Here is a 20089-nt window from a genome sequence, read left to right as displayed (position 1 = left end):
GTGACTCAGGAAATTACGCTTCTGGACGCCCATCAGCAATGGGCGTCTGACGCTGCTCCCATCATTGTCGATATTCGTGATGCGCAGTCGTTTGCACAGGGCCATATCCCCGGTTCGCTGCAGTTAAACAACGACAATGTCGCTGAATTTATTAGCAACACTGACGGTGGTGCTCAAGTTATCGTTGTTTGTTATCACGGTATCAGTAGTCAGCAAGCCGCCAGCGTGTTACAACAAAATGGATTAACTAACGCGGTTAGCATGCAAGGCGGTTTCACCGCCTGGCAAATGCAGTTTCCGGACGATGTCGAGGCCAATTAATCATCATGCGCAGATTACTGACTAGCACCGATAGTGACTTCATAGGTCAAGTTTATCAGTATCTGCGTCAGCATGGTATTCCGGTTAGCGTTACCGAACAAGGCAACAACCTCGAGCTCTGGTTGCACCAAAGCAGTTACGAGGCGGCGGCCAAACAGCTCATTCAGGATTTTAAAAATAATCCTCAAGTCATAGATACCAAGCCAAACCGAAGCGCACGCTCGTCATTACTAAACGACCTGCTGCGCAATACCGGATGGCTTACCCGTATCATTGCAGTTATTGCCGTGCTTGTTTACTTGCTGCTGCAAATGGCGCCCGAATCAATACTTGGCGCGCTTAGGATCAGTAACTACTACGATAGCTACCCAGTTGCTCAGCCCTGGCGATTTATCTCGCCGGTAGTACTGCATTTTTCCGTCATGCATCTGGTGTTTAATGTGTTCTGGTGGTGGTATCTGGGCGGACGAATTGAACGTTATCTGGGCGGCTCATGGTTAATTGCCGTCTTTTTATTCAGCGGCATCACCGCTAATGTCGCACAATACGTCGTCAGTGGACCTAACTTTGGTGGTTTATCGGGTGTTGTTTACGGCTTGTTAGGCTTTTGCTGGCTTTATAGCTTTGGCCGGCGCACGCCATTGTGGTTGCCTCCCGGCCTCATCGTATTTATGGTCGGCTGGTTAATTTTAGGTTACACCGGTGTACTTTGGGTTAATATTGCCAACGAAGCCCACTTGGCTGGTCTGCTTTCGGGTTGTCTTGCCGGCGTTCTGGTACGGCTGCTAAACCCAACACCACGCACAAACCTGCGCTGACTACCTTATTGATAAATATATTTGGTAAATAAAACTTCCTGGATGACGGGATTACCGGTTTCCTGTCGCATTAATTCCTGCGCCGTTTCCAGGCATTTCATTCGCAACTGATCACGTCCTGTCATGGTCTTAATTTGACGCTCCGGGGCAGAACTCAGAATATGAATAAATGCATCACGTAACAACGGTGCGTGATGCTCGACCACCCCCACATATTGAGGGTTTGGCACCATCACTTCGATAGCCACCCGAATAAACCCTAGTCGGTAGTCGTTGCCATCTTTAATGAAGTTAGTGGTTATGTCTGGTTCAAAGCCATAATAAGAAACCGAGCTTTGCATGGTTTTAGCCGGCATGGCTAATACCAGCAACGCAATAACCAGCATACTTTTTAACGTTATTATCTTCATCTGTTGTTCCCGATTTACTGCCAAGCGCTACTCGCTTTGCTATGATAACGACAGTAGCCGTTAGCCGAAAGTTGATATGCAACTAAATTTTCCTGTTTCTGAACCTTGCCAATGGCAACCGCCTGAACATTATTCGCTTACATCATTCCAGCGCGACTGGCTATTAGCTGAAGGGTCATTAACAAAAAAATTAAAACAACATTGCCGTCAATTCCGTGTACAACTGATTGGTCAGCGACCCGCGCCGATTTTTGACAGCGAATTCGACCTGTTTAAACGCCATCATACCCGCGTTCCATTTGAAGCCAGCGTGCGGGAAGTATTGCTGTATTGTGACGACAAGCCCTGGGTTTTTGCACGCAGCTTATTCCCGTTATCGGCACTACGGCATAAAAACCTGAATTTATCTGGCCTCGGTGACTCATCTTTGGGGCAATCACTATTTGATCAGCCTGACTTATTGCGCAGCCCTTTTGAGGTCGCACAATTACCCGACAATCATGCTGTTGCCAGGCTAAACCATCAGCTTTTTGGGCATTCACAAAATTTGTGGGGGCGTCGTAGCTTATTTTTAACCGGCGGACAGCGCGTTCTAGTTAGCGAAATATTCCTTTCGCCACTACCCTTTTATGAATCCCGTGCATCACATTCGCTTAACCCTGAGGAGAGCGGTCATGAGTAAGCTTAACGCGTACTGGCGCTTAATGCGTGCCGATCGGCCTATTGGCACTTACCTATTAGCCTGGCCTACCATTTGGGCTCTGCTCATAGGCGGCAACGGCGAGCCCTCGTTAAAACTGTTTGTGCTGTTTATGTTGGGGACGTTCTTAATGCGTTCTGCCGGTTGTGTGATCAACGACTTTGCCGACCGCAACCTTGATGGCCACGTCAGCCGCACTCATCAACGGCCTATGCCGGCGGGTGAGGTTACAGCCACCGAAGCGGTAGTGGTATTTGGGCTGTTATTGTTTGCCGCCTTCATTGTGGTACTGCAGTTCAATACCCAGACCGTGATGTTAAGCTTCGCCGCCGCCGGTGTTGCGGCACTCTACCCTTTTTGCAAACGCTGGACACATTTGCCACAAGTGGTTTTGGGGGTCGCGTTTAGCTTCGGTATTCTGATGGCCTTTAGCGCACAAAACTCAACTCAGTGGTTTATTGCCGGCGTGTTATTTGTCACTAACGTTATCTGGACAGTGATGTATGACACCGAGTATGCCATGGCTGACCGCGAAGATGACTTACAAGTTGGTATCCGCAGTACCGCGATTTTATTTGGCCGACATGATCGGCTTATCATTGGTTTACTGCAGCTTATCACGGTCGCCTTGCTGACTTATGTAGCCTATTGGTTTGACTGGAGCTGGCCTCTGCTATTGGCGCTCGCGGCTATTGTGGGATTATTTGTATACCAGCAATTATTAATTCGTGAACGTGAGCCAAGCCAATGCTTTAAAGCCTTCCTTCACAATCACTATGTGGGGATGACATTTGCCACTGGCCTGGCCTGGCATTACTGGTTTCTTTAACCTGAGTTGTCGGCCTTCTTCTGCATTTCGACTAACAGCTGTTGCACCGATTGGCGGATTGTTTGCAGTACCGGTGGATCGATCAACGCATCAATACGGTCACTTAATGCGCCAATTGCCGGGGCCGCAATTTGCTGGCCGTCATCGTTGACGTTTAATAAGTCCTGACTTTTTAAGCTTGCAATAAACGTCGACATGACTTTTTTATCGTAAAACTCTGGTGCGTTAATACCGTGAATCGCACTTAATCGCTCTGCCAGCGTAATTGAGTGCCTCTCCAACTCGGCTCGCTGAATTGGCTGAGCCTGCTGCAAAAGCTCTAATACAATACTATAACGCTGCAGGGTTTCGCTGGCACTACGGGCTAGTAGTTGCAGTTGTAACCACTGCGCCGACTCCCGTGACACCATGTGATAGACGCCGCCGCTAAAGCTAACTAAGCCTTGTCGTTGCAGTTCTTCAACGATCGCCTCAACCCAAAGCGGGACTTCGTCAACTTCGTGCGAGAGAAATAGCTCGGCTTGCAACATGGGATAGACTTGCTGAACCTGTTCAATCAGCTGACTCAGGGTTTGCTGCTTTTTAGCGACCAACGCAGTGGCAACAATCCCCGGAACAATCATCAGGTGCAAAATGTTATTACGATAGTAAGTCATGGCTATTGCATTAGCATTCTCTAAGCCAATGACCTGACCCATGGTATCTTCGTTGATGGTAAATTTATCCGTACGTTTGGCTTGGTTCCAGAGCTCTTCAGCCGTCGCGGTCGGTACATTAACGTCCTGCGTATAGGGGACTTCTTTTAGTAACCCCTGATAAACGCGTAACTGCGACAGTAACTCTTCCCGCGTTAACGCATGATGCTCTGAGCTCAGAATAGCCAAGGCGGTTAAATTAACACTGTTGGCTGCAGCAGCGTCATTAATGCCACGCATGACCGTTTCTGCTAACCGGTTAACGGCAGGTGTTAGCCACTGCGGCCGTTCGGGCTCTTCAGCACCGCGGGTAACCGATGACTGCCAGTCATCTACCTGACGATCGAGAAAGTCTTTAAGGTTAATTGGCTTACCAAAAGTAACGTAACCCTGACCGAAGTTTTTTAACTTGCGGATGCTACCCAGCACCTGCCACATCGATTCTTTTTCTTTGTTCTTACCTTTTAGTTCTTTCAGGTAGGTCGCTACTTCCATTATATGCTCGTAGCCAAGGTAAACCGGTACCAACGAGATAGGACGCTGCTGGCCGCGCAACATACCTTGCACTGTCATCGCTAACATTCCCGTTTTCGGCGGTAGCAAACGCCCGGTTCGGGAGCGACCACCTTCGCTAAAATACTCTACCGGATAGCCTTTCTGAAATAACCAACAAAGATATTCGCGAAACACGGCCGAATACAGTTTATTGCCGCGAAAACTGCGACGAATAAAAAACGCTCCACCGCGGCGAAAAATTGAGCCCACCGGGAAAAAGTTAAGGTTCACGCCGGCCGCAATATGCGGCGGTACAAGGCCTTGCTTGTATATCACGTAGCTCAACAACAGGTAATCCATGTGGCTGCGATGGCAGGGAACGTAGATAATTTCATGCCCTTGTTGCGCGAGCTTACGAATCCTGTCGCCTCCGCGCACGTCTATGCCATTATAGATTCGACTCCACATCCAGGTCATAAAGCGATCCAGAACCCTTACCAGCGTCTCGCTATAATTGGCTGCAATTTCGTTAACGTAGCTAAGCGCCTTTTTGCGGGCTTCCTGTTCAGACACTTTATTACTGCGCTGTTCATCGGCTATCGCTTTTTTTAATGCCGGTGAACTGATTAACCCGTGCATCAGCTCGTTGCGGTCGCTTAACTTCGGTCCCGCCACTGCGTGACGCATACGAACAAAGTGTACCCGTGCAACCCGCGCTAGTTTATGCGCGATTTTTATGTCACTGCCGCTTTGTCGTGCCATCGTGCCTAAGCTAACCGGCCGCGAAAAACGACACAGCACCTGCCGACCCGAAAAAAGTACCAGCCAGAACTTACGCAAATGACCTGGATTATCCAGGTCACCTGTCATGGTGGCGCCGTCGCGCGCTTCCTGACCAGGCTTTCTGCCCCAGAATACGCCAACAGGCAGCAGTTGAATGTCCAACTGCTGGTCAGCATGATGGGCCTCAAGCAGCTGATGAAAGTCTTCTATCGCTTGCTGAGAAGAATCGGATTCTGCTTGTTCCAGATACATAACCCGCGTGAACGATTTCCCATTTATGACCAGTGGCATCGACGGATCCGGCAACTGTTTTTGCCGGGCTGCCCGCTGTAATATGGAATAATCGGCACGCGACGTTGAACGCATAACGTACACGACCGGCTTGTCGGCAACACTTGCGTCACCTGACTCTGCATCATCGGCTATCGCAATAAAACGCGTCAACCAACGTAGCGGATGCTTAATTACCGAATAAAACCAACCCTGACTTGCCATTAGAACCCTGCACAGAATGCGTTTAAAACAATTACTTAGTCGACAGTATACAGGATATTAAGTTGCGACAAAAAATACTTGCGAATGCAAAATACCTGTATATACTCACAGTTACTGTATAAATAAACAGGAAAACTCATGCGACCGTTAACTCCAAGACAATCAGAAATTTTAGCACTGATTAAAGATAATCTGCAGGTGACCGGCATGCCGCCCACGCGCGCCGAAATAGCCAGTAAATTAGGGTTTCGGTCTGCCAATGCCGCAGAAGAACATTTAAAAGCACTGGCCAGAAAAGGCATGATTGAAATTCTCCCGGGTATGTCACGTGGTATTCGGCTGATTGGCGATGACTTTGACATAGAAGAAGGTTTACCGCTGATAGGTCAGGTTGCAGCGGGTTCACCCATTCTAGCTCAAGAGCATATTGAAGGACATTTCAAAGTTGATGAGGGCCTTTTTTATCCTGCGGCGAGCTTTTTATTGAAGGTTAATGGTATGAGTATGCGTGATATCGGCATCTTAGATGGTGACCTTCTCGCTGTACACAAAACTGAACAGGCACGAAACGGGCAGGTGGTTGTCGCCCGGGTCGAAGATGAAGTAACGGTAAAACGGTTTGAACAAAAAGGCCGCAAGGTGCTGCTTCATCCTGAAAACGAAGAGTTTTCTACCATTGTGGTGGACTTATCAGAACAAGTATTTGCCATCGAAGGCTTAGCCGTCGGTGTTATTCGTAACGGAGCATCATTATGAAGTTTCAGCAATCAACCAAACAATCTCACCCCGGTTTATGGCAAAGCAACTCGGGTATCACTCAGTCATCTCAGAGTGTTGCAGCTGATACATCAGTGACACAAGCGCTTGCTGCTGCAGCAGATTGTGCGTCGGAGCAATGGATTACGGTTGTTGGCGGGCAAAGGGAGTTTGTAGCGCAGCTGGTCGCCGCAGGCGTGCCCAGCCAAAGAATTCGTTGGCTACGGACACAAAGCCAGGCGCAGCGCGAATGGGCATTAGAACAAGCACTTTTGACGGGAACCAGCGGCGTGATCATTGGCTGGTTAGGTTCACTCGACAGTCGCTTTAATCAGCGGGTAAAGATGGCGAGCCGCTTAAGCCAAACGCAATGCTTTTTGTTTGAAGAAGACACATTATTATCTCACCTCCACTGAGCCCCTACCTCAGTACCCCACAATCTAATAATGTGTCTGGGCTGCTAGTGCAGCCCTTTTTTTAACACTTTTGGTTATTTTTCCAGCAAACAGCACATTTGATCTGGATCTTTGTGCATAAATTCGTTAATAAATGATACTACCCAACTATATAAATTAATATAACAACGAAACTACAACAAAGAGTTGGTAGAGAAAGTGATTTCTGGGGAGATGTAGTTCCTTTTTCTGCTTACCTCTTTGTTCTTCAACATACGATCAGGTTTTGGTTTCGCGTAGGTGCGAAATAGAAATCTGGCGAGTAGAAGAATAAGAGGAGAAGTCACGTGAAAATGAAGCCGCTGTTGGCACTTATGGCTTTATTTGGGTTTTCTGCGCAAGCCCAAAACCGCCTTAACCTGACGCAAGGTGTCACTGACGTCAGTAACCGTGTCTATGACCTCCACATGACGATATTTTATATCTGTTGTGTTATCGGGGTTGTTGTGTTCGGCCTGATGTTCATTTCTATGATCCGACACCGAAAATCTAAGGGTCGCGAGCCGGCCAAGTTCCACGAGAGCGTCAAAGTGGAAGTTGCCTGGACCATTATCCCCTTTCTAATTCTTGTTGGTATGGCGATCCCTGCTACTTCGACACTTATTGCGATGGAAGACACCAGTGATGCCGACGTAACCGTGCAGGTTACCGGGTCGCAATGGAAGTGGCATTACAAATACTTCGAGCACGAAGTTGAGTTTTTCAGCCGCTTAGCTACCCAACAAGAACAAATACAGAACAAGTTTGAAAAGAGCGAAAACTATTTGTTGGAAGTCGATAACCCGTTAGTTATCCCTACCGGACAAAAAGTTCGTTTTCTCGTCACCTCTGATGATGTCATTCACAGCTGGTGGGTACCCGACTTCGCTGTTAAGAAAGACGCTAACCCGGGTTTTATAAACGAAGCCTGGACCCGTGTTGAAGAGCCCGGTATCTATCGCGGTCAGTGCGCAGAACTCTGTGGTAAAGACCATGGGTTTATGCCTATCGTGGTCATTGCCAAAGAGCCTGCCGACTATCAAAAATGGATAGAAGACACTGAGGCCGAGCAAATTGCTGCGCGCGAACGCGAGCAAGAACTTCTCGACATGGAAATGTCGATGGACGAGCTCATGGCGATGGGTGAAAAAATCTACAACAGTACTTGTGCAGCGTGTCACCAGGCAAGTGGTCAAGGTATTCCGGGTACATTCCCTGCATTAGCAGGAGAAGGTGTATCAATTGACCCTGAAGCGCGCGACCAGCATATCGATATTGTCGTTAATGGTGTTCAGGGTACGGCCATGCAGGCCTTTGGTGCTCAACTTACCATGCAGGAGATCGCCGCAGTGATAACCTACGAGCGAAATGCCTGGGGTAATGATACCGGTGATACCGTGCAAGCCGCGGACATCAACGCAGTAATGAATCAATAAGGAGACGGTGATGAGTACAGTTGTGGACGATATCCATCACGAAGAACACCACGATCACAAGCCGTCAGGCATTACCCGTTGGTTGTTCACGACAAACCATAAAGATATTGGCTCGCTTTATCTATGGTTTAGTTTGATTATGTTTTTTATCGGTGGTGCGATGGCAATGGTCATCCGCGCCGAGTTATTTCAGCCTGGCTTACAGTTAGTAGAGCCTAACTTCTTTAACCAGATGACGACCGTACATGGTCTAATCATGGTTTTCGGTGCGGTTATGCCCGCCTTTACCGGTTTAGCCAACTGGATGATACCGATGATGATCGGCGCGCCGGACATGGCTCTGCCACGAATGAATAACTGGAGCTTCTGGATTTTGCCGTTCGGCTTTGCCATTTTGCTCTCATCGTTGTTCCTCGAAGGCGGTGGCCCTAACTTCGGCTGGACATTCTATGCGCCGCTATCAACAACTTACAGTAACGACTCCACAGCACTGTTTGTGTTCTCCATGCATATCTTGGGTATTTCGTCGATTATGGGTGCGATTAACGTCATCGTAACCATTATGAACATGCGTGCTCCGGGCATGAATTACATGAAAATGCCATTGTTTGTGTGGACATGGCTAATTACCGCTTTCTTGCTCATTGCGGTTATGCCGGTGTTAGCAGGTGCTGTAACCATGGTATTGACTGATAAGTACTTTGGCACCAGCTTCTTTGACGCAGCAGGTGGTGGTGACCCCGTCATGTTCCAGCATATTTTCTGGTTCTTTGGACACCCCGAAGTGTACATCATGATTTTACCGTCGTTTGGTATTATCTCGGCAATTATTCCGGCATTTACACGTAAACAGTTGTTTGGTTATGCATCGATGGTTTATGCCACGGCATCCATTGCCATCCTGTCGTTCCTGGTATGGGCACACCACATGTTTACTACGGGTATGCCGGTATTTGCAGAACTCTTCTTTATGTACTGCACCATGCTGATTGCGGTGCCTACCGGGGTAAAAGTCTTTAACTGGGTTGCAACCATGTGGCGTGGCGCAATGACATTCGAAACACCGATGTTATTCGCACTGGCATTTGTGATTTTGTTTACTATCGGTGGTTTTTCCGGCCTGATGCTGGCAATAACCCCCGTCGACTTCCAATATCATGATACCTACTTTGTGGTTGCCCACTTCCACTATGTATTGGTGACCGGCGCAGTCTTCTCAATTATGGCTGCAGCTTATTATTGGCTGCCCAAATGGACAGGCCATATGTATGACGAGACGCTGGCTAAATTACATTTCTGGACCTCGTTAATTTCGGTCAACGTGTTGTTCTTCCCCATGCACTTTGCCGGCCTTGCGGGCATGCCACGACGCATACCTGACTACTCGATCCAGTTCGCTGATGTTAACCAAATTACCAGTATTGGTGGCTTTGCGTTCGGCTTATCACAACTGATCTTCTTATGGCTATGCATTAAATGTGTACGCGGTGGCGAAAAAGCTGCTGCCAAACCGTGGGAAGGTGCTGAAGGTTTAGAGTGGACCGTGCCGTCGCCGGCGCCATACCACACCTTCGAAAAACCACCTAAAGTGGAGTAACGTCATGGCTGACTCGCAACAATCACAACGGCCAGATAACAGTAAAATCGTTAAGCGACTGCTATTAACAGTCGCTGGTATGTTTGCTTTCGGTTTTGCCCTGGTACCTTTGTACGACGTGTTTTGCGAGGTCACCGGCTTTAACGGCAGAACCAAGAACGAAGCGGTAGCAGCGACTCATCAGACGGTTGATAAGTCGCGTACCGTTAACGTTCAGTTTATCACCCGCAACGCAAAAGGGATTCCCTGGAAATTCGAGCCATCGGTTAAGCAGGTTCAGGTGCATCCCGGCGAAGTGCGAGTGGTTAACTTTTTAGCCGGGAATCCAACGTCGGGCGATATGGTCGCGCAGGCAATTCCGTCGGTTGCTCCAGCTGAAGCCTCGCTTTATTTAAACAAGGTGGAATGCTTTTGTTTTAATCAGCAACCGTTAAAAGCCGGTGATAATACCGAAATGCCGATGCAGTTCTATTTAGATCCGGAAATACCGGATCATATTACTACACTGACACTGTCATACACGCTGTACGATATGACAGCCAATGCGACGGCTGAGACATTAGCTCAGCTACAAACTACAGAATAAGGAAAACGTCGTCATGGCAGAGAATCAAAGTTATTACGTTCCTGCTTCCAGCCCTTGGCCTATTATCGGTGCCATCGGTTTGGGCCTGATCGCCTGGGGAGCCGGTAACACAGTAATAGACATGACTAACAATCAGGACGGTTATGGCAGTACCGTATTAACTATCGGTATCATCGTAATGGCCGTTATGCTGTTTGGTTGGTTCCGCGACCAAATCAACGAATCCATGCAGGGCTTGTACAATGACCAGCTCGGTAACTCTTACAAACAAGGCATGAGTTGGTTTATCTTTTCGGAAGTCATGTTCTTCGCAGCATTCTTTGGCGCCTTGTTTTACGCCCGGGTTATCGCTGTTCCCTGGCTTGACGGTGCCAGCAACAATGTAATGACCGCAGAAGTATTGTGGCCTGAGTTTGTTGCGCAGTGGCCGTTGACCAAAACTCCGGGTGGAACCGAGACTCAAGCCATGGGCTGGTATGGACTTCCCTTAGTGAACACCGTGATTCTGGTGGTTAGTTCGGTTACCTGTCATTTTGCCCACGTAGGGCTGGAAAAAGATAACCGCAAGCAATTGACTGCTTGGTTAGGTCTTACCATTATCCTGGGTTGTATTTTCCTTTACCTGCAAGGCGCTGAGTACATTCATGCGTACGAGCAATTGGGCTTAACGCTTGACTCAGGCATCTACGGCAATACCTTTTACATGCTGACCGGCTTCCATGGCATGCATGTTACGCTGGGTACGCTGATGCTCATCATCATGTTTCTGCGCGTAGTAAAAGGTCATTTTACACCAGATAATCATTTTGCCTTTCAGGCGACCAGTTGGTATTGGCACTTTGTCGATGTGGTTTGGATTTGCTTGTTTGTGGTTGTCTACATCCTTTAAACCGAAAAGGCCGCGCCTCTTAGTAGGGGCGCGGATTGAGCGGCATAAATCCGCTGGAAGCTGCAATAATTAGCATTAACAAAACCAGGGCAGCAATTCCCACGCGTTTTCCAAGATAGCGTGTCATTGGTGGTTTGTTGGGGTCGTTTCGTAGCATCACAAAAAGTGCCCGGAACAGGTTAAACACCATATAGAGTAGTAACGCGACAATAATGAGCTTAAAAATAACTAACATAAAAATACCGATTGTGGCTGGTATTATTACTTTGCTCGCTGTCGTGGTGATGGTCAAGTTAGGATTTTGGCAGCTCGATCGCGCCGCCCAAAAACAAGCCTTATTCGATGACTATCAACAGCATGCCAACGAGTCCACTAACAACCCAGTGAATCTTAATCTTATTAAGCGACAACCTGAACGTTTCGAAGCCATTACTGCATCCGGCACCTTCGACCAGCAACGATTCTTTTTTATCGATAACCAAATTCAAGATGGTTCCCCTGGTTATCACGTTGTCGGTTTACTTAAGCTCAGCATAAAGCAGCGCTATTTGCCGGTTAACCTTGGCTGGATCAAGGCCCCCAGATTACGTAGCGAGCTGCCTCAAATAGAACTACCAGAAGAAGAGGTGACATTGACCGGGCTCATTCAACACCCCGAAGAAAATGTTTTTATTAGCAGTGAGCAGGAACAACAAGTCGGAATATGGCCTCAGCGTGTACCCGAGTTTTTACCAGGAAAAATTGCCGATGTTTATCAAATACCCATGCTTCCCTATGTTGCGCTGCTATCTGAACAAGCAGCATTTGGCTACTCTCGCCAATGGCAACCGAACGTCATGCCACCCGAAAAACATCAGGCCTATGCATTGCAGTGGTTTTCGTTGGCAATTGCGGCATTGGTGATTTTTGCTTTTGCTGTTATAAAAATAAATAAACAAAAACAAGAGGAGTAACGATGAGCTCCCTCAATCGCTCACGACGTACATTGATCATTGTTCTAATCGCCTTTTTACTACCGGTCATCATTGCCTGGGTCATCCTCGATCAACATTGGTACCAGGCAGGTACTAACAAGGGTACCTTAATGGCTAATCCAGTGGCATTAGAGCAAGCCGAAGCACTACCGGAAGGTTGGAAGCTTGCCTACGTCCCCCCAAAGGAGTGCCAACAGGCATGTCAAAACGCTTTGTTCGTTATGAATCAAATTGATGTTGCTGTTGGCAAAGATACGGACCGGGTAACTCCCATTGTATTGACGGCAGCTCAGCGTCAGGATATTGCGCAATACCATCAACAATTTGACTTCCAGGATGTTGTCTCCGCAGACCTTTTGGCACAGCTTGATGAGTTACCGATTAATACACTCTTCATTATCGACCCGCTGAATAATGTCATGCTTTACTACCCCACCCATGCAGATAAAGAAGCCATGGTGTTGGAGGGTAAAAACGTGCTGGCTGATCTGCGTAAGCTACTTAAATTATCAAGAATAGGATAAGGCAATGCGTACTCTCGTTAAAATTAGTATTGTGCTGGCGTTTTGCGTTATCGTCCTGGGCGCTTTTACGCGTCTAACAGAAGCCGGATTAGGTTGCCCCGACTGGCCGGGCTGTTATGGTTTTTTAACCGTTCCGTCAAAAGCTGATCATATTGCGCAAGCTGAGGCATTATTCCCCGGTGCGCCCGTTGAAGCCGATAAAGCCTGGTATGAGATGATTCACCGTTATTTCGCAGGGACTCTGGGACTGTTAATTTTAGCTATTGCTGTTAGCGCATGGTTTAAGAAGCGCCAGCCAAGCCAAAAGCCAACGCCGATTAAGTTACCCACTTTTATTTTAGCTCTTGTTATTTTCCAGGCTGCATTGGGGATGTGGACCGTTACCCTAAACCTACAGCCGCTTATTGTGATGGGGCACTTATTGGGTGGGTTTTCGATCATATCACTGTTATTACTACTCAATCTGCGCTTGGCGCCTTATCGGGTTGGCGGCGGCGATCCGGAATTGCGGCGTTACCGGGGGCTGGCATTATTTGCGTTGTTAACAGTACTCTTCCAAATTGCCCTTGGTGGTTGGGTTGCTGCTAACTATGCTGCTGTTGCCTGTACTGAACTCCCGTTTTGTGAAGGGAACTGGACTGCTAACCTCGATTTCGCTGGTGCCTTTAGCATTCCAGAAGCCGAAACCTATCAATACGGCGCTCACGACTACAACGACCGCATGACTATGCATATTGTTCATCGTGTTGGCGCAATTATTACCACGCTGGTGGTCGGCTGGCTTTTATTTAAGTGCTGGCGCAAAGCCGTATCCGGCTTTTTCCGTAGCTCGCTATTTGTTATAGGCTTGTTATTAGTTTTGCAAATTGCACTCGGTATTAGTAACGTAGTCTTTGGCCTGCCGTTATGGGTCGCAGTCTCCCATAATGCTGTGGGAGCATTATTACTGCTGTCTCTGGTCGCCTTAAACTATAACTTGTCCAGAAAGGCATAAAGGAGTTTGATATGCCAACTACCGTTGCATCAAAAAAATTACAACAACGCAGCGCTCACTGGCGGGATTATCTCGAATTAACTAAGCCTCGCGTGGTTGCCTTGCTATTGCTTACAGCCGTTGTCGGCATGGCATTAGCACAAACGGAGTGGGTAGCGCTTGATGTGTTAATACCTGCTCTGGCCGGCATTGGCTTAATGTCGGCTGCCGCTGCCGCCATTAACCACCTGGTCGATCGTCATATCGATGCAAAAATGGCACGTACGCTGCGTCGCCCCCTGCCGCAAGGCAATTTATCGCCGTTAAAGGTCAGTACCTTTGCGGCTACAATTGGTCTGTTAGGCTTTGCGACATTGTATGTATGGGTCAATGCACTAACGGCATGGCTAACTTTCGCCAGTATGGTCGGTTATGCGGTGGTTTATACCATGTTTCTAAAACGCGCGACGCCACAAAACATCGTCATTGGCGGTCTGGCTGGGGCAGCACCGCCACTGTTAGGATGGACTGCTGTCACTAACGATATTCACGCCCATGCCATTTTATTGGTGATGATTATATTCACCTGGACACCACCCCATTTTTGGGCGTTGGCAGTACACCGCGAAAAAGACTACGCGCGCGCCAAAGTACCCATGTTACCGGTTACACACGGTATCGACTTTACCAAAACCTGTATTCTGCTTTACACGGTGTTATTGACGGTAGTTTGCTTTTTGCCCTACCTGGTGGGCATGTCAGGCGCAATCTATCTTGTCGGTGTTACGGTATTGAATGCCATTTTCCTGGCCTATGCCTGGAAGCTCAAATATGCGCCCAAGAAAAAAACCGCGTTTAACATGTTTGCGTTTTCAATTTGGCACCTGATGTTGCTGTTCGTCATATTACTGGTCGATCATTACGTATAAGGCCTGAGGTAACAATCGATGCAAAAGTTAATGATCGTGTTAGCCGCCGTTATTGCGGCTGCTATCGGCGTTGCCAGTTATCAGCTTTGGCCAAAGGCCGAGCCTGAGGCCTTGGTCTATCAACCGCCAAGGGCACCTGCCCCCTTCCAGCTGCAGTCAACAGAGAGTCCTGACGCCATCAATAACCAGGCTCTTAAAGGCCAGTGGACGTTACTCTTTACCGGCTACACGTTTTGCCCGGATATATGCCCAACTACCATGTCCGATTTGAAAAACGCGCTACCCAACTTACAGCAGCATACTGACACACCGGTAAAAGTGTGGATGATTTCGGTTGATCCTAAACGCGACTCAATGGAGCGTTTAAAAGAGTATACCGGCTATTTTGGCGATGCATTTGTCGGTATCCGTGCAGAACATCCGCAGTTATTTCCGTTTGTCAGGGATTTAGGATTGATGTACTCGGTTCCGGAAGAAGGCGAGGAAAATTATCTGGTGAATCACAGCGCGGCTATTATTTTGGTTAATCCTGATGGCAACCGCATTGCGATATTTAATGCCGACCACCAGGCAGGTAAAATTCCGGTGGTCGACATGGAACAACTTAAACGTGATTTTGCGATTATAGCCGGCTAATCCGGCCAGCTTCCCTCGGCATCCGGACGAATAAATGCTGCTGAAAACCAGTAGTAAGGAGTGCCGGCATCTGCCGGCGCTGTGCAGTTAATCCGTGAACGCCCTATCGGTAAGTTTTCTTTAGGTTTAACGCTAAACGTGAGTTCATCCTGCCAGGTAGGCTGTAACACATCTGTCCCCTGAAAACATCTCAAGGCCTTTTGTTGCAGACCGTCCGTATGCGCAAGCGTCACCCGCAGGGTTGGTCGTTCATCGTCATAAGCGATCAATGGCTCACTGGGTTTGTAATCGGCTACCGGTAAAGCCCGACTCTTCAACTTAGCATCCAGCGTTTTTAAATTGGCATAAATACCCGACGCGGGGAACCGCGTAATGGCCGTTTTATCACTGTAAGGACTCCATGGACCGCTGTGTTGGGCAAAACCTAAAAAGCCCCACTCATCGAGCAAATTCTGTAGCTCTGCATCATATTCGCCATAAGGATAAGCAAAATACTTAGGTTGCTCGCCGAGTTTTGCATCGATAGCCTGCTGGGCAGATATAACGTCATAATGCATCCGCTCCCGCCATTGTTCCTCGGTTTCGCTTGCCCGACGGCGGATTAAGTGCGCATGCGTTTGACCATGGTTAACAATAGTTGCGCCCTGCTGCTGTATTTGTTTGAGTTGTTCCCAGCTCATATAGGCAGATGGACTCTCTTTCATCAAATCAGGGTTAACAAATACCGCGTAAGGCATATCGTAGTCAGCCAATAACGGAGCAGCATGTTCGAAGACATTGTCGTAACCGTCGTCAAAAGTGATTACCACCGCTTTATCCGGAAAGCCTTCGTCGTTCTCTATGCGTTGATGCGCTTGCTCAATAGACAATACCGAAAACTCGTTTTCTTCGAGGTAATCGAGATGTTGTTTAAACTGCTTTGGCGTAATGGATGTAACTGCCGGGGTCGTCTCCGACACATGGTGGTATTGCAAGACAGCGATACTGTTGTCTGGCTGCTTTTTAGCCGTTTCCACAGACGAGGCTTCCTGCGAACTACTGTCGCCGCAGGCCACCAGCAGTATTGACGCGAGCCCCAGTGATTTCAGTTTCATGCTACACTCCCATTTTCTGCAGATAGCCACTTTTTCTGACATTGGACAACGCTAAGGACAACATCGTGCCATCGACTTTATTTGGTTTTACCATCACTGACCACAAAAAAGTCTTTGCGATTGCGCTGCCGATGATCTTATCCAATATCGCAGCCCCCATGCTGGGCTTAGTTGATACCGCCATCATAGGGCATTTACCCGATGCTATCTACTTATCAGCGGTCGCTATTGGTGCCATGGTGGTTAGCTTTATTTATTTGTTAGCCGTATTTTTACGCATGGCCACAACGGGTTATATTGCACAGTCCTTTGGTGCTGATAATCTGGCTGAGCAACGGCAGCATTTTAACCATGGTTTGACGCTTGCCATCGGCTTAGGTATCGCTATCGCTATAGCTTCCCCATGGATTATTGACTTCTCACTGTGGGTCGTACAGCCGGACGCCGCACTTATTCCCTATGCCAGCACTTATATTGGCATCCGCCTATGGTCAGCGCCGGCAGCACTTACCATCTTAATCGCATTAGGTGTTTTGTTAGGCCGGCAGCAAAGTGGCCGCGCTATGTGGTTGGCGATTATTACCAATGCCGTTAACGTGATGATGGATCTGGTACTGATCATAGGCCTGGACTTAAACGTTGCCGGCGCCGCCTGGGCGTCCCTGATTGCTGATTACGTCACTGCGTTAGTGGGTATTTATTGGTGTGCAAAAGCATTGAACTGGACACCTGCATTATTAAAAATAATCCCCGATAAACTAAGCCAATACCTCAATGTAAACGGTAATATTTTCATTCGCAGTCTGGTATTGCAGTTATGTATGGCGACAATGACCGGCTATGCGGCGCGCTATGGTTCGGATATCGTTGCTGTAAACGCGGTACTGATGCAGTTTTTGATGCTAATTTCGCTCGGTCTCGATGGCATTGCCTATTCGGTTGAGGCTCTGGCGGGCGCCGCCAAAGGACAACAACAACCTGAACGTATCCGTTACTGGTGTAAGCTTACCTTGGTTTGGTCCTGTATCTTCGCCGTATTTTACAGCCTGATATTCTGGCTTTTCGGTGCGCAAATCATAGGTCTGATTACTGATTTACCCGAAATCATCAATAAAGCCGAGAATTACTTACCCTGGATAATCCTATTACCACTGGTCGGTCACTGGAGTTACTGGTTTGATGGGGTTTATATCGGCTTATCGTTGAGCAAGGGCATGCGCAATACCATGATACTTGCGGCCGGATTTGGCTTTTTACCCTTGTGGTGGGCCGGGATGCCGCTACAGAACCATGGTTTATGGCTGGCTCTGAGCGGCTTTTTGCTTATGCGCGGTCTGTTTCAAGCGCTATGGTTAAGGTTGCGCTGGCGCCAAGTCGTCTAACAGAATGACCTGAGGTGGTAAACCACCGCCATCGCTATCGGTTGCCACAATGGTATAAATACCCAAGGCGTCTAATGTTAGCGCTACCGGACCGATAGCCGCATCTTTGGTGCCGGTGGCTGTTGTCGAAATCTGTAACGTGACTGGTGATTCACCTGTAGTTACATTGTTGGTTGCCGCGACAATATAGTCACCACCGTCAGCCAACGGTAACGTACCTGAGTCATAAACGACGGTAGTTTCGCCCGCTGGTGTTAAACGCACACGATAGTCACCGGCAGGAACCTCTACCTGACCACTGTCTGCTGCATATTCCAGAGTTACCGCCGGCGATGCGCTGGCTAGCTCGTCCTCTGGCGCGGTTAAATAAACGTCAACCGTTGGTGCTCCGTAGGCAGCGTGAACAACCTGAATTCTGCTTTCACCGTCAGCGACCGCAGATACCGGGTTCGACAAGATCAACGGTTCCAATGATTCATCTGCGACCTGACCCAGGGCAAATACCTCGTAACGCGTTTCTCCGGAAAATTCCAGATCAGCCGGTCCGATAACGTCGGCAGTAGTGCCGTCAGGTAAAATACCCTGGACAGTGATTGAGTAGGTTCCTTCGTCTAGTTCAAGTACGTTTGAAGAGGCATGATAAGGAACATCTTCAAGTACAGCCGAACCGTCAGCTAACACATTAACGTTGGGCGCATCAGCCGAAGTGTGGTGAACCCGCACATAAGTTGATTGCACTTCGGGTTCAGGTGGTGGAGTAACCGTGGTTTGGTCACTATCATCGTCATCCAGCCAACAACCGGACAAGACAACAAGGGATAAAGAGAGTACACTGAGTTTAGTGATTCCTCGCATAGTGATTTCCTCGTAATGATTAGGGCAAATATCACTACGCTAGGTACACTCGCGAGGGATCACATTATCTTAACATTAAAAAATCGAACGATTCCTGCTAATTTCTTTCAACTTGTATAACCCCTTACCCTAGTAGTAAGAGTGTTCTCCACGCTCATGTTCAGTAATGTCACGAACCCCGGTTATCTCCTCAGGGAAGCGTTCTTTAAGCTCTTTTTCGATGCCATTTTTAACCGTTACGTCGATCATGCTACAACCGTTACAACCGCCACCAAACTGCAAAATTGCCAAGCCGTCATCGGTAATATCATTGACCATGACATGGCCACCATGATTGGCTAACTGCGGGTTAATTTCGGCCTGGATAACATATTCCACGCGTTCAATTAATGGCGCGTCATCTGCAACTTTGCGCGCTTTTGCGTTGGGCGCTTTAAGCGTTAACTGCGAACCTAGTTCTTGTTCTTCAAAGTCAATCACCGCATCTTCCAAAAAGGGTGCACTTCCTGAGTCGACTATTGCATCGAACCCATTAAACGGCAAACGTTCGTCATCTGCTTCGACTGAATCCGGCGGGCAATAGGATACGCCACATTCAGCGTTAGGTGAGCCCGGATTAACCACAAAAACACGAATTCCGGTGCCATCGGGCTGTTCGGAAAGGAGTTTGCCAAAATGTTTTTGCGCCGCTTCGGTAATACGAATCATACTGCTCGCCTCTTCTATACCTGAGTAATTTACTAGGGTATAGTTTATCGTAATAGCAAGCCGCTGGCTAGTCACCGGCGTTGTAGATTAGCGCCCAGCCATGTACCTGTTTAGCCCCCTGCTTCCTAAGCGCTTGAGCCGCTGCCGACAGCGTTGCTCCTGAACTAATCAAATCATCAATCACCGCTATCGTTTTTCCTGACACATCTGCCGTACAGAACTGACTACCACGTGCTTCTTGCCAACGTGCGACACGGTTCAACTGCTTTTGTTTGGGAACATTGCGGATAACCCGCAGTAATCCGGGTTGATTTGCTAGCTGCAGATGTTTTGATACCTCTAACATCAAAAGCCCGGTATGGTGAAAGCCTCTGTCCCGCCAGGTTGCCTGCGTTGTCGGCATAGCAATAATTAAGTCCGGCCAAGCTATGCCTTGATTCGAGTAACAATGGACAAGATGTGCTGCCAGCCATAGTCCCATCGGCCTTGCCAGGTATTGCTGCCCGGAGGTTTTATAGCGATGAATGAGTTGTTGCGTTATCGGTGTCCAGCGCAGCGCCGCAAACCAGTAATCAGCCGTTGTCAGCGTGCTGGTTGGGGGTTGCTCTGCAAGGTGTTTAAGACATCGCGGATACCAGCGCGAGATAACCCATTCACAATCACCGCAGAGTCCATATTCTGAGACTTTTACAAGGCCGCACACCAAACAACTATTGGCTCCCACTCTATTGGCGAGTGTCTTAATTAAAGCTAGCATAGGCATCTTTCAA

The 20089-nt window shown here is 48.2% G+C and carries 23 protein-coding genes; 16 read left to right on the top strand and 7 right to left on the bottom strand.

Translation table 11 applies throughout. From position 1 onward, the window contains the following. Positions 1 to 12: 12 nt before the first annotated feature. Together DEU29_RS11475 and DEU29_RS11470 are read left to right on the top strand one after the other, a co-directional pair. Complete coding sequence (locus DEU29_RS11475) at positions 13 to 321, top strand: rhodanese-like domain-containing protein (RefSeq protein WP_133540511.1); 309 nt, start codon at positions 13 to 15, stop codon at positions 319 to 321. Between the two features lie 5 nt (positions 322 to 326). Next, complete coding sequence (locus DEU29_RS11470; protein ID WP_133540492.1) at positions 327 to 1139, top strand: rhomboid family intramembrane serine protease; 813 nt, start codon at positions 327 to 329, stop codon at positions 1137 to 1139. A 5-nt stretch (positions 1140 to 1144) separates the two neighbouring features. Here DEU29_RS11470 and DEU29_RS11465 read toward each other — a convergent pair whose 3' ends face one another. Beyond that, positions 1145 to 1549, bottom strand: a complete 405-nt coding sequence (locus DEU29_RS11465; RefSeq protein WP_133540491.1) for a flagellar basal body-associated protein FliL — start codon at positions 1547 to 1549, stop codon at positions 1145 to 1147. A 76-nt stretch (positions 1550 to 1625) separates the two neighbouring features. On the opposite strand from DEU29_RS11465, the gene DEU29_RS11460 reads away from it, so the two are divergent. Together DEU29_RS11460 and ubiA are read left to right on the top strand one after the other, a co-directional pair. Next, entirely contained in the window at positions 1626 to 2231 is a 606-nt protein-coding gene (locus DEU29_RS11460) for a chorismate--pyruvate lyase family protein (RefSeq protein ID WP_133540490.1), read from the top strand. After that, complete coding sequence (gene ubiA / locus DEU29_RS11455; protein WP_133540489.1) at positions 2224 to 3078, top strand: 4-hydroxybenzoate octaprenyltransferase; 855 nt, start codon at positions 2224 to 2226, stop codon at positions 3076 to 3078. The genes DEU29_RS11460 and ubiA overlap by 8 nt, the downstream gene beginning before the upstream one ends. On the opposite strand, the gene plsB is transcribed toward ubiA, so the two are convergent. Then, positions 3075 to 5546 carry a glycerol-3-phosphate 1-O-acyltransferase PlsB gene (gene plsB / locus DEU29_RS11450; RefSeq protein WP_133540488.1) on the bottom strand — a complete coding sequence of 824 codons (2472 nt, stop codon included), beginning with the start codon at positions 5544 to 5546 and terminating at the stop codon, positions 3075 to 3077. The genes ubiA and plsB overlap by 4 nt on opposite strands. Before the next feature lie 138 nt (positions 5547 to 5684). Between plsB and lexA the strand changes: the two genes are divergently transcribed. The 6 genes from lexA to DEU29_RS11420 all read left to right on the top strand — a co-directional run bounded on the left by lexA (position 5685) and on the right by DEU29_RS11420 (position 11244). After that, positions 5685 to 6302, top strand: a complete 618-nt coding sequence (lexA, locus tag DEU29_RS11445) for a transcriptional repressor LexA (protein WP_133540487.1) — start codon at positions 5685 to 5687, stop codon at positions 6300 to 6302. Then, positions 6299 to 6718, top strand: coding sequence for an SOS-response cell division inhibitor (locus DEU29_RS11440; RefSeq protein ID WP_133540486.1), 420 nt, complete (start codon positions 6299 to 6301; stop codon positions 6716 to 6718). The genes lexA and DEU29_RS11440 overlap by 4 nt, the downstream gene beginning before the upstream one ends. Before the next feature lie 332 nt (positions 6719 to 7050). Beyond that, positions 7051 to 8172, top strand: a complete 1122-nt coding sequence (gene coxB, locus DEU29_RS11435; protein ID WP_133540510.1) for a cytochrome c oxidase subunit II — start codon at positions 7051 to 7053, stop codon at positions 8170 to 8172. Between the two features lie 10 nt (positions 8173 to 8182). Beyond that, positions 8183 to 9769 (top strand): cytochrome c oxidase subunit I, encoded by a 1587-nt coding sequence (gene ctaD / locus DEU29_RS11430; protein ID WP_133540485.1) that lies wholly within the window; start codon positions 8183 to 8185, stop codon positions 9767 to 9769. Positions 9770 to 9773: 4 nt separating this feature from the next. Beyond that, complete coding sequence (locus tag DEU29_RS11425) at positions 9774 to 10355, top strand: cytochrome c oxidase assembly protein (RefSeq protein WP_133540484.1); 582 nt, start codon at positions 9774 to 9776, stop codon at positions 10353 to 10355. A gap of 13 nt (positions 10356 to 10368) precedes the next feature. Beyond that, positions 10369 to 11244: a cytochrome c oxidase subunit 3 gene (locus tag DEU29_RS11420; protein ID WP_133540483.1), complete on the top strand. Its 876-nt coding sequence runs from the start codon at positions 10369 to 10371 to the stop codon at positions 11242 to 11244. A gap of 19 nt (positions 11245 to 11263) precedes the next feature. Here DEU29_RS11420 and DEU29_RS11415 read toward each other — a convergent pair whose 3' ends face one another. Continuing rightward, the gene (locus tag DEU29_RS11415; RefSeq protein WP_347813159.1) at positions 11264 to 11434 is read right to left on the bottom strand and encodes a DUF2909 domain-containing protein; all 171 of its coding nucleotides are present in this window, start codon (positions 11432 to 11434) and stop codon (positions 11264 to 11266) included. Positions 11435 to 11456: 22 nt separating this feature from the next. Between DEU29_RS11415 and DEU29_RS11410 the strand changes: the two genes are divergently transcribed. The 5 genes from DEU29_RS11410 to DEU29_RS11390 are packed head-to-tail and all read left to right on the top strand — an operon-like array spanning position 11457 to position 15280. Further along, positions 11457 to 12197 carry an SURF1 family protein gene (locus DEU29_RS11410; protein ID WP_133540481.1) on the top strand — a complete coding sequence of 247 codons (741 nt, stop codon included), beginning with the start codon at positions 11457 to 11459 and terminating at the stop codon, positions 12195 to 12197. Positions 12198 to 12199: 2 nt separating this feature from the next. Beyond that, the gene (locus DEU29_RS11405; protein ID WP_133540480.1) at positions 12200 to 12742 is read left to right on the top strand and encodes a hypothetical protein; all 543 of its coding nucleotides are present in this window, start codon (positions 12200 to 12202) and stop codon (positions 12740 to 12742) included. 4 nt (positions 12743 to 12746) lie between these two features. Then, positions 12747 to 13736 (top strand): COX15/CtaA family protein, encoded by a 990-nt coding sequence (locus DEU29_RS11400; protein WP_133540479.1) that lies wholly within the window; start codon positions 12747 to 12749, stop codon positions 13734 to 13736. 11 nt (positions 13737 to 13747) lie between these two features. Further along, entirely contained in the window at positions 13748 to 14644 is an 897-nt protein-coding gene (gene cyoE / locus DEU29_RS11395) for a heme o synthase (RefSeq protein ID WP_133540478.1), read from the top strand. An 18-nt stretch (positions 14645 to 14662) separates the two neighbouring features. Beyond that, positions 14663 to 15280: an SCO family protein gene (locus DEU29_RS11390; RefSeq protein ID WP_133540477.1), complete on the top strand. Its 618-nt coding sequence runs from the start codon at positions 14663 to 14665 to the stop codon at positions 15278 to 15280. On the opposite strand, the gene DEU29_RS11385 is transcribed toward DEU29_RS11390, so the two are convergent. Continuing rightward, positions 15277 to 16374, bottom strand: coding sequence for a polysaccharide deacetylase family protein (locus tag DEU29_RS11385; protein ID WP_133540476.1), 1098 nt, complete (start codon positions 16372 to 16374; stop codon positions 15277 to 15279). The genes DEU29_RS11390 and DEU29_RS11385 overlap by 4 nt on opposite strands. Before the next feature lie 65 nt (positions 16375 to 16439). Between DEU29_RS11385 and DEU29_RS11380 the strand changes: the two genes are divergently transcribed. Further along, positions 16440 to 17756 (top strand): MATE family efflux transporter, encoded by a 1317-nt coding sequence (locus DEU29_RS11380; protein ID WP_243734580.1) that lies wholly within the window; start codon positions 16440 to 16442, stop codon positions 17754 to 17756. Here DEU29_RS11380 and DEU29_RS11375 read toward each other — a convergent pair. The 3 genes from DEU29_RS11375 to DEU29_RS11365 all read right to left on the bottom strand — a co-directional run bounded on the left by DEU29_RS11375 (position 17727) and on the right by DEU29_RS11365 (position 20076). Beyond that, positions 17727 to 18611, bottom strand: a complete 885-nt coding sequence (locus DEU29_RS11375) for a DUF4397 domain-containing protein (protein ID WP_133540475.1) — start codon at positions 18609 to 18611, stop codon at positions 17727 to 17729. The two genes, DEU29_RS11380 and DEU29_RS11375, sit on opposite strands and share 30 nt — an antisense overlap. A 129-nt stretch (positions 18612 to 18740) precedes the next feature. Further along, a complete protein-coding gene (gene nfuA / locus DEU29_RS11370; protein ID WP_133540474.1) occupies positions 18741 to 19319 on the bottom strand; it encodes a Fe-S biogenesis protein NfuA in 579 nt (192 codons plus the stop codon). Between the two features lie 67 nt (positions 19320 to 19386). Further along, on the bottom strand, positions 19387 to 20076 hold the full coding sequence (locus DEU29_RS11365; RefSeq protein WP_166635914.1) for a ComF family protein: 690 nt from the start codon (positions 20074 to 20076) through the stop codon (positions 19387 to 19389). Positions 20077 to 20089: the final 13 nt, after the last annotated feature.

This window comes from Idiomarina aquatica (assembly GCF_004362895.1).
GTDB lineage: Bacteria > Pseudomonadota > Gammaproteobacteria > Enterobacterales > Alteromonadaceae > Idiomarina.
Note: the sequence above shows the minus strand (reverse complement) of the source record. Positions and strands in the feature narration are given on the sequence as shown.

What these genes read in the sequence shown, in the direction of transcription:
- DEU29_RS11420 (WP_133540483.1), top strand. Translation starts at nt 10,369, where the DNA reads ATGGCAGAGAATCAAAGTTATTACGTTCCTGCTTCCAGCCCTTGGCCT.
- DEU29_RS11400 (WP_133540479.1), top strand. Translation starts at nt 12,747, where the DNA reads ATGCGTACTCTCGTTAAAATTAGTATTGTGCTGGCGTTTTGCGTTATC.
- cyoE (WP_133540478.1), top strand. Translation starts at nt 13,748, where the DNA reads ATGCCAACTACCGTTGCATCAAAAAAATTACAACAACGCAGCGCTCAC.
- ubiA (WP_133540489.1), top strand. Translation starts at nt 2,224, where the DNA reads ATGAGTAAGCTTAACGCGTACTGGCGCTTAATGCGTGCCGATCGGCCT.
- DEU29_RS11385 (WP_133540476.1), bottom strand. Translation starts at nt 16,374, where the DNA reads ATGAAACTGAAATCACTGGGGCTCGCGTCAATACTGCTGGTGGCCTGC.
- DEU29_RS11390 (WP_133540477.1), top strand. Translation starts at nt 14,663, where the DNA reads ATGCAAAAGTTAATGATCGTGTTAGCCGCCGTTATTGCGGCTGCTATC.
- lexA (WP_133540487.1), top strand. Translation starts at nt 5,685, where the DNA reads ATGCGACCGTTAACTCCAAGACAATCAGAAATTTTAGCACTGATTAAA.
- DEU29_RS11365 (WP_166635914.1), bottom strand. Translation starts at nt 20,076, where the DNA reads ATGCTAGCTTTAATTAAGACACTCGCCAATAGAGTGGGAGCCAATAGT.
- DEU29_RS11460 (WP_133540490.1), top strand. Translation starts at nt 1,626, where the DNA reads ATGCAACTAAATTTTCCTGTTTCTGAACCTTGCCAATGGCAACCGCCT.
- DEU29_RS11410 (WP_133540481.1), top strand. Translation starts at nt 11,457, where the DNA reads ATGAGCTTAAAAATAACTAACATAAAAATACCGATTGTGGCTGGTATT.
- DEU29_RS11440 (WP_133540486.1), top strand. Translation starts at nt 6,299, where the DNA reads ATGAAGTTTCAGCAATCAACCAAACAATCTCACCCCGGTTTATGGCAA.
- DEU29_RS11405 (WP_133540480.1), top strand. Translation starts at nt 12,200, where the DNA reads ATGAGCTCCCTCAATCGCTCACGACGTACATTGATCATTGTTCTAATC.
- nfuA (WP_133540474.1), bottom strand. Translation starts at nt 19,319, where the DNA reads ATGATTCGTATTACCGAAGCGGCGCAAAAACATTTTGGCAAACTCCTT.
- DEU29_RS11470 (WP_133540492.1), top strand. Translation starts at nt 327, where the DNA reads ATGCGCAGATTACTGACTAGCACCGATAGTGACTTCATAGGTCAAGTT.
- plsB (WP_133540488.1), bottom strand. Translation starts at nt 5,546, where the DNA reads ATGGCAAGTCAGGGTTGGTTTTATTCGGTAATTAAGCATCCGCTACGT.
- DEU29_RS11415 (WP_347813159.1), bottom strand. Translation starts at nt 11,434, where the DNA reads ATGGTGTTTAACCTGTTCCGGGCACTTTTTGTGATGCTACGAAACGAC.
- DEU29_RS11425 (WP_133540484.1), top strand. Translation starts at nt 9,774, where the DNA reads ATGGCTGACTCGCAACAATCACAACGGCCAGATAACAGTAAAATCGTT.
- DEU29_RS11465 (WP_133540491.1), bottom strand. Translation starts at nt 1,549, where the DNA reads ATGAAGATAATAACGTTAAAAAGTATGCTGGTTATTGCGTTGCTGGTA.
- ctaD (WP_133540485.1), top strand. Translation starts at nt 8,183, where the DNA reads ATGAGTACAGTTGTGGACGATATCCATCACGAAGAACACCACGATCAC.
- coxB (WP_133540510.1), top strand. Translation starts at nt 7,051, where the DNA reads ATGAAGCCGCTGTTGGCACTTATGGCTTTATTTGGGTTTTCTGCGCAA.
- DEU29_RS11375 (WP_133540475.1), bottom strand. Translation starts at nt 18,611, where the DNA reads ATGCGAGGAATCACTAAACTCAGTGTACTCTCTTTATCCCTTGTTGTC.